The sequence below is a fragment of the Desulfovibrio piger genome (assembly GCF_012843875.1).
In the GTDB taxonomy this organism is placed as follows: Bacteria; Desulfobacterota; Desulfovibrionia; order Desulfovibrionales; family Desulfovibrionaceae; genus Desulfovibrio.
The window spans coordinates 1-8,196 of sequence record NZ_JABAFY010000076.1 but is presented as its reverse complement, the minus strand read 5'-3'; the positions used below and the strand labels follow the sequence as shown (position 1 = coordinate 8,196).

Here is an 8,196-nt window from a genome sequence, read left to right as displayed (position 1 = left end):
GCTACTTTACCTTGCTTTGGCCTGTATCCTTTGGAGAAAACTGGTATAGCAAGGTGTATGCCGGACATTCTCTAAATTGGCAAAAAGATCGGAATATTGACTAAATACATCATGCCTGTATAATAGGAATGCATCTCAAAAAAATTGTGGGAGAGAATGAAACATTATGGCAACTCACAAAACGTGGGGAGCGATAGTCGTCGCTGCATGCTGTCTGCTGGCCGGAGGGATGGATACGGCATGGACCCGGGATACTCCGGTACAGGGGAACAGCGCGGCGCATATCACAGTAAACGATACCGTGTACGGTGTGCTGCACAACCATCGCAGCCTGATGAGCATCAAGGAGAACCGTGCGGTCCTGGAGCATGAGCTCAACAAGGCCCGTGCCGGCTTCGGTCCGCGTGTGGACGTCACAGGGGAGATCGGCGTGGGTGTCCTGAGCGACACCACGTCCCGCGGTCTGAACCTTGATGACCAGTGGTTGAGCGTGGGCAGTGTCTCCGCCAAGCTGGTACAGCCCATCTGGGACGGCTTTGCTACGCGCAGCCGCGTGCGTGCCGCCCAGGCAACCCTGGATTCCGTCAAGGCCAGGATCTTCGACAGGGCCACGTCCCTTTCCCTGGATGGCATCATCGCCCATATCGACCTGCTGCGCCGTATCAAGCTGGTGGAACTGGCCCGCAACAATGTGGCCCGGCATGAATCCATCTTGGCCCAGGCCCGTGACCGCGCCAGCATGGGGGCGGATACCCAGGCCGATGTGACGCAGGCGGAATCGTGTCTGCAGCGTGCGCATTCCGCCCTGGCCGAGGCGGAAGACGCCCTGCGCGTGGCCTACGCCACCTATTCCCGCCTGACCGGCATCTATACGGTCGGCAAGCTGGATGCGGTGCCCATGCCGGTCGAGATGCCCGATACGGCAGCGGCCTTTATCCAGATGGTAGAAAAGCACAATCCCAAGCTGGCTGCCTACCTGCAGGACATCCGTGCTGCCAAGGGTGAGAAGGAGCTGGCCCAGTCCGCCATGTATCCGACCTTCCAGCTGGAAGCCGGGCCGGAGTACAGCGACCGCGGCGGTGACCGTGACCGCTGGGTCTACAGCTTCGACGTCCTGGCCACAATGCGCTGGAACGTGTTCAACAGCGGTGCCGACGTGGAAGGCATCCGTGCGGCCTCGGCGCGGGAACGCGAGGCCCGGCAGAACTTGTACGATTACATGGACACCCTGCGCCTGGACATGGAATCCACCTGGAGCAACTATCTGGCGGCCAAGGAACAATACAAGTTCTACACCAAGGCCGTGGAAAACAATACCTATACCCGGCAGGCCTACCATGACCAGTTCCTGCTGGGTACGCGCAGCCTGCTGGACGTGCTGGATTCGGAGAACGAACTCTACAATTCCGCCAGCCAGGCCGAGACCGCCCGCGGCAATATCCTTGTAGGCGCCTACCGTATGTGCGCTCTGGCCGGTGACCTGCTGCCCCGTATGGGGGTCCCCGCGGAAGAGATCAAGTCGGGGCCCAAGGAAGCCCAGCCCGTCAAGGGCGAAGATTTTGAAATGGGCTGGTTCAAGTAACCGGGGAGTCCCTGCTTCCCGGGTAGCCCATGACAGCTCCGGCAGCCTGGTCTGCCGGGAGGGTTTCGATGCGACAACAGGCAGAGCTCCTCTGCCTGTTGTTTTGCGACAGGACGTCCACAGGATGGACGTCAAAGGATTGTTCATATGTCGGAAAACGGATCCGGGGAAACACGCGGCCCGGAAATGGCAGCCGGAGGCCTGCGGCCTTCCGATGTCGATTTCATGCCGCCTTTGCTGCGCAGTCTTTCCTCCTTGTGCCGCCTCCGGGGCAAGGCCTTGTCTCCCCAGTTCCTGCTGGCCGGGCTTTCGGGCAGTACCGTCTCGGCCCAGGCGTGCCTGCGGGTCGCCCGCAAGGCGGGCCTGACGGGCAGCGTGCTGTATCGTCCCCGGCTGGCTGACCTCTCCAACCTGACGTTGCCCTGCATCCTGCTGTTGTCCGGCAACCGCAGCTGTGTCCTGACCCGGCTGGTGCCGGGAGCTCCGGCGGGGTCAGAGGCGGGCGAGACCGGAGCCGAGACGGCTCAGGCCGAAGTCATTTTCCCGGAGACGGAAAGCGCCAGCCAGCTGGTGCCCCTGGACGCGCTGCAGGAGGAATATACCGGCTATGCCCTGTATGTGGCTGTCCCCGGCCGTCCGCAGGAGCATGTGGAAAAGCTGCGTCTGGCCAAGGGAAAACGCTGGTTCTGGGACGTGCTGCGCTATTATGCGCCCATCTACCGGCATGTGGCGCTGGCCAGCGTCATCATCAATCTCATCGCTCTGGCCAGTCCCTTGTTCGCCATGAACGTCTACGACCGGGTCGTACCCAACAATGCCATAGAGACGTTGTGGGTCCTGGCTTCCGGTGTGATCATCATTTATCTGTTCGACTTTTTTCTGCGGGCCCTGCGCACGCACTTCGTGGACGTGGCCGGGCGCAATGCGGACATCGTGCTCTCCAGCAATCTGGTGGACAAGGTCCTCACCATGCGGCTGGAAAGCAAGCCGGAATCCACGGGCTCGCTGGTCAACAACTTGCGTGAATTCGAGCAGTTGCGCGAATTCTTCAGTTCGTCCTCGCTGCTGGCCTGCATCGACGTCCCCTTCCTGGTCATCTTCCTGCTGTTGATCGCCTTTATCGCCGGGCCCATGGTCTTCCTGCCGCTGGCGGCCATGCCCATCCTCATCGGGCTGGGGCTCTTCCTCCAGACCGCGGCACGCCGCTGCGCCGAGCAGAGCTACAAGCAGAACATGCAGAAGAACGCCCTGCTCGTGGAGATGGTCAACGGCCTGGAGACCATCAAGGCCTGCCAGGCCGAGAGCCGGATGCAGCGCCTGTGGGAGGCTGTGGTGGGGCTTTCCGCCAAATCGACGGCGGAGTCGCGCCGGTACAGCAGTCTGGCCGTGACGGCCTCCACCCTGGTGACCCATATGGTCACGGTGAGCATGATCATCTGGGGCGTCTACCGGATCTCGGAAGGCCTGATGACCATGGGGGCCCTCATCGGCTGCAACATCCTTGTGGGCCGGGCCATGGCGCCGCTGATGCAGCTGGCCTCCCTGTTGACCCGCCTGCAGAATTCCCGTGTTGCCCTGCAGGCCCTCGACCTGCTCATGGAGCTGCCTTCCGAGAACCAGTCGGAAAGCTCCTGCATGGATTTTGGCGAGTTGCAGCCCTCCTTCACCGTGGAGAACGTTTCGTTCGCCTATCCCAATTCCATGCGTCTGGCCCTTGAGGACGTGAGCCTGCGCATCAATCCCGGCGACCGGATCGGCATCATCGGGGCCATGGGCTCGGGCAAAAGCACCCTGGCCAAGCTGCTGACAGGTTTTTACCAGCCGCAGAAGGGCAGCATCAAATTCGGGGACGTGGACCTGCGCCAGCTGCCAACCACGGAGCTGCGCGGGCGCATCGGCGTGTTGCCGCAGGACGTTGTCCTGTTTTATGGCAGCATCCGTGAGAACATCGTCCTGGGGGACCCCACCATCAATGACCATCTGGTGTTCCGGGCCGCGGCCCTTGCCGGGGTGACGGATTTTGTCCGCAACAATCCCGCCGGTTTCGCGGCCCAGGTCGGCGAGCAGGGCAAGGCCCTGTCCGGTGGGCAGCGGCAGGCGGTGGCTCTTGCCCGTGCGCTGGTCCGCGATCCTGAGGTGCTGATTTTGGACGAGCCCACCAGCAATATGGACACGGATTCCGAGCAGCGCCTGCAGCAGCGGCTGGCAGCCGTCTCGCAGGGGCGGACCCTGATCCTTGTGACCCATCGCCTGAGCATGCTGCGCATGGTGAACAAGCTGGCTGTCATGGAGAACGGCAGGCTGCGGATGTTCGGGCCGCGTGACGCCATCCTGAAGCGCTTGCGCGACAGCGCCGCCGCAGCCAGGAAGCCTGCCCCGGAAAAAGGGCAGGAGGCCCCCGGGGGAGCCGCTGCCGTGAAGGAGGGGAAGGATGGACGCCCGTAAGCCGGATCCCGCGACGCAGAGCTGTGACCGTATTGAAACCAGGCCGCCGGAAGATATCTTTTCGTCTTTGCCTCCCGAGGCTCCCGTACCTGACGGGCAGCCCCGGAAACGTTCGTTGTTCGCCCGCATCTTGCAGGTGTTCCGCCTGATCTTCGTGGGGGATGCCGAGCGGGAGCAGCGTCCCGCCACCGGCATGGCGGCGCGCCTGCGCGAAAATTTCAGCCAGGCATCGTCCGCCGGAGACAAGCCCATGACGCGCAAGGAGCTGTTCGCGGCTCTGGACGCTCCCCTGCATGGTCTGATGCCGGATGACATCAATTATGCCAGCGAGGTGGATGCGGCCCTGTCCCGCAGGCCCGCGTTCACGGCCCGTGCCCTGTCCGTGGCGGTGGCCTTGCTCGTCGTGGCGCTGCTCGTCTGGGCCGCCTGGGCCCCCATCGACGAAGTGACCCATGCAGAAGGTTCCGTGGTGGGCTCCCGGCGTACGCAGTCGGTCTCCAACCTGGAAGGCGGTATCCTCCAGGCCGTGCTCGTCCGGGAGGGCGAGGTCGTGGAAAAAGGGCAGGTCGTGGCCCAGCTGGAAAACGTCATGGCCGAAAGCTCGTACCGGGATGCCCTGTACAAGCTGGTGGAACACCGTCTGGCCATCATGCGGCTGGAGGCCATGCTGCGTGACGAGGAGCCGGTCTTCCCCAGTGACCTGCCCGTCTTCCTCAAGGAGATACTGGGAGAAGAGCCGGACGGCGTCCTTGTGGAGCGCGCCCGTCAGATCGTCGATGACCAGCGGAACACCTGGAAGGCGCAAAGTTCGAAACTGCGGGCCGAGCTTTCCATGCTGGAGGCCCAGTATGCCCAGCGGCAAAGCGAGGTGGCGGAGCAGCTGGCACGCAAGAAACAGCTGGACGGCAGTCTGGTGCTGGAGACGGAGCAGCGGGATACGGCCAAGCGCCTGCTGCAGCGCAACAACTATTCCCGCATGGATTATCTGGGGCTGGAGCAGAAGATCATCCAGACCCAGGGCGAGATCGATATGCTGGCCGCGGCCATTCCCAAGACGCAGGCCATGATGGATGAGGCCCGGCAGCGCATCGGCAGCCGGGTGGCGGAAGAGCAGCTGGCCATCAGCCAGGAGATCAACAAGCGGCGCACGGAGCTGGGCTCGGTGCGGGAATCCCTGACCGCCGGGGGCGACCGCGTGACGCGCACCGAAGTACGCAGTCCCGTGCGGGGCAGCGTCAAGCAGATACTGGTCAATACGGTGGGCGGGGTCGTCAAGCCGGGCGAGGCCATCATGGACATCGTGCCCATGGACGAGAGCCTTCTGGTGGAGGTGCGCGTCCGTCCGCAGGATGTGGCCTTTTTGCGGCCCGGACAGGACGTGATGATCAAGGTCTCGGCCTATGATTTCTCCATCTATGGCGGTCTGCCCGGCAAGCTGGAATCCATCAGCGCGGACACCATTGAAGACAAAAAGGGCGATTTCTATTACCTTGTCAAAGTCCGTACCGGAGAGACGGCCATCCGGCGTAACGACGAGATCCTGCCCATTATCCCGGGCATGATCGTGGTGGCCGACATCATCATCGGCAAGAAGACGGTGCTCGATTATATCCTCAAACCTGTGATGAAAGCCAGGCAGAACGCGCTTACCGAGCGCTGATCCCTGCTGTGCGGAGCTTCTATGCGCAATCCTGAACGTGTGTCACTGCGGCCCCTGCTGGGAGGGCTGATACTGCTGCTCGCCCTGACGGTCATCGGGGCCACCCGCTTCAACAGTGCGGAACAGCGCGAGATCCTCGACAGGACGGGCAGCCAGCTTTCCGCCTATACGTCCACGGCAGCGGCCATGGTGACGGTATGGACCGGTGTCCAGCGCGATGCTGTGGCGGAGATGGCCCGCTACGACATGCTGCGTCTGCTGGCGGCGGAGATAGCGGAGACGGACCTGCCCGTGGCCTTGCTGCGCGAGCTGGGGGAGACCCCCTGGACGGAACAGGAGCATGGGCGGCACAGCGGCCTTGATGCGCGGGACCGTCAGGCCCTGCGCGACATATCGCCCCATGCCACGCTCATCTATCGCAAATTTGTCGAGTTCATCTCCCGGCATGATTTTACCGGTGCGGCCCTGCTGGACAGGACCCTGGAACCGGTCATGCTGGTGGGGCAGGGCTGGCAGGCGGATACCAGGACGCTGCTGAAGCAGCGCCGGAGCAAGGGAGCCTTGTCCGGGGCGGGCATGCTGCCCGTCCGGCTCCAGGGGGAGCGTCTGCTGGTGGATTTTTACTGTCCGGTGACGGCGCCGGGCTATGTTTCGGCGGACGACTCGCCCCAGGGGATCCTGCTGGTCACCTGTGATATCGGCAAGCTCCTGGGAGGGGTCGGCCAGTCCTCCGAGCTGGGCTATATGAGCCTGCTGCTGGAGGCCGGCGGCGACCTTGTCCAGGCCATCGGCATGGGCGAACGCCCGAGCCTCAACCTGGTGACCCTGCCTGCGGGCTTCGGTCAGGACATGACGCCCCGGGACATGGTCTTGCCCGCCATTTCCGGGACCATGGACTGCCTTGTGGTCGGCCAGCCCGTGCCGGGGACGTCCTGGTATGCGGCCGTGGCCTGCCGGGCGGACAGCGTCCGCCAGGAACAGGACGACATGGCCTGGCGCGTCTGGACCATGGCCGGCCTGCTGTTCCTTTGCCTGGCGGGGATCCTGGTCTGGTTCTACTGGTGGCTCGGCATCCGCCGGGAGCGGGGCGAGGTGCGGGAGCTGAAAGACCTCTACGCGACCATGTCCCGGCAGCGTTGCCTGCTGGATACGGTCCTGCGGGCCATGCATTCGGCGCTGGCCCTGGTGGATGGTGACGGCCGCATCGTCTATGCCAATACGGAATTCGCCCGTCTGGCCCGCTGCCAGGGAGAGGTGCTCCACCTTATGCAGGTACGGCATCTTCCGGATTATCTGGCCCGGAGCCTGGAACGCCATGTGGAATTCGTCTGGCGGACAGGGACGGAATTTTCCGATCAGGAAGACATGCTGGTCGAGGGCAAACTGGTGCACCTCAATGTGCAATGCCTGCCCTTTGCCGCGGAAGACGGCGCATCAGGAACCGTCGTGGTGGTCTATCGGGACATCACGGCCCATGTGGAGGCGGAACAGCGCCTTGCCACCATGCTGCGCCAGACCGTGGAGGCCTTTACCCACGCGGTGGAAGCGGTGGACCCCTATTTGAAGGGGCAGTCCGGGCTCACCGGCGAGCTCGCCTACCATCTGGCGGCCTGGCTGGGCAAGGACGATCCGGCGCTGGAGTCCACGCTGCGTACGGCGGCCAGCCTGTCCCAGGTGGGCATGATCCATCTGCCGCACGAGCTGCTGACCAAGGCCGGTCCCCTGACGCCCGAGGAACGCCTGCTGATGGAAAAGCATGTGGATTATGCCGTGGAGGCCCTGCGGGGCATAGATTTCGGCTTGCCTGTCCTGCAGACCATCGAGCAGATGCACGAGCGTATGGACGGTTCCGGCTATCCCCGGAAGCTGCAGGGCGAGGCCATCTGCCTGCAGGCCCGCATCCTGGCCGTGGCCAACACCTTCTGCGCCCTGATGCGTCCGCGTTCCTACCGGCGCCGTCATGACGAACCGGCTGCTCTGGCTATCCTGCGCGAACGTCCTTTCAAGTATGACCAGCAGGTGGTGGATGCCCTGGCGGCGTTCCTGCAAAGTGCGCAGGGCAAGGAATTCGTCCGGATATTGCAGCAATAGCAGCATAAAAAGGGCGGTATCTGTTCCGGATGGGGAAGGGTACCGCCCTTTTTCATACGTTAGGCCTGGGGCTGCCGAACCTCAGGGCATCCAGAGGTTCACGCCGTCCAGGGGATGCGCGGCACGCCAGCGGTGCAACTCGTCCAGAGTGCGCACACCGCCTTCCAGAACAGCCTGATAGTATTCCACCCCGTGGATGCCCTCGTTTTCCGGCGTCTCGTATTTGAGGCGCAGGATGGTATCCCGCGTCGCATCGTCCAGGCGCCGGCAGAGACGGTCGGCAAAGCGTTCGAAATAGCCGTCGAACGTCGAGCCGCTCTCGATGTGGATGATGTCGATCTGCTAGATAGTGTCGTCAAATTATGTTTGCCCACAAAGATATGCATCTGATTTGAACGGCGGCAAGAAAAGATGCACA

The 8,196-nt window shown here is 63.0% G+C and carries 4 protein-coding genes; all 4 read left to right on the top strand.

Features of this window, described 5'->3' with window-relative positions; genetic code table 11:
- Window positions 1-229 precede the first annotated feature (229 nt).
- The 4 genes from HF854_RS11785 to HF854_RS11770 all read left to right on the top strand — a co-directional run bounded on the left by HF854_RS11785 (window position 230) and on the right by HF854_RS11770 (window position 7,778).
- Window positions 230-1,582, top strand: coding sequence for a TolC family protein (locus HF854_RS11785; RefSeq protein WP_240937753.1), 1,353 nt, complete (start codon window positions 230-232; stop codon window positions 1,580-1,582).
- Between the two features lie 147 nt (window positions 1,583-1,729).
- The gene (locus HF854_RS11780) at window positions 1,730-4,027 is read left to right on the top strand and encodes a type I secretion system permease/ATPase (protein WP_168936464.1); all 2,298 of its coding nucleotides are present in this window, start codon (window positions 1,730-1,732) and stop codon (window positions 4,025-4,027) included.
- 115 nt (window positions 4,028-4,142) lie between these two features.
- Window positions 4,143-5,687 (top strand): HlyD family type I secretion periplasmic adaptor subunit, encoded by a 1,545-nt coding sequence (locus HF854_RS11775; RefSeq protein WP_240937752.1) that lies wholly within the window; start codon window positions 4,143-4,145, stop codon window positions 5,685-5,687.
- A 21-nt stretch (window positions 5,688-5,708) separates the two neighbouring features.
- Window positions 5,709-7,778 carry an HD-GYP domain-containing protein gene (locus tag HF854_RS11770; protein WP_168936463.1) on the top strand — a complete coding sequence of 690 codons (2,070 nt, stop codon included), beginning with the start codon at window positions 5,709-5,711 and terminating at the stop codon, window positions 7,776-7,778.
- Window positions 7,779-8,196: the final 418 nt, after the last annotated feature.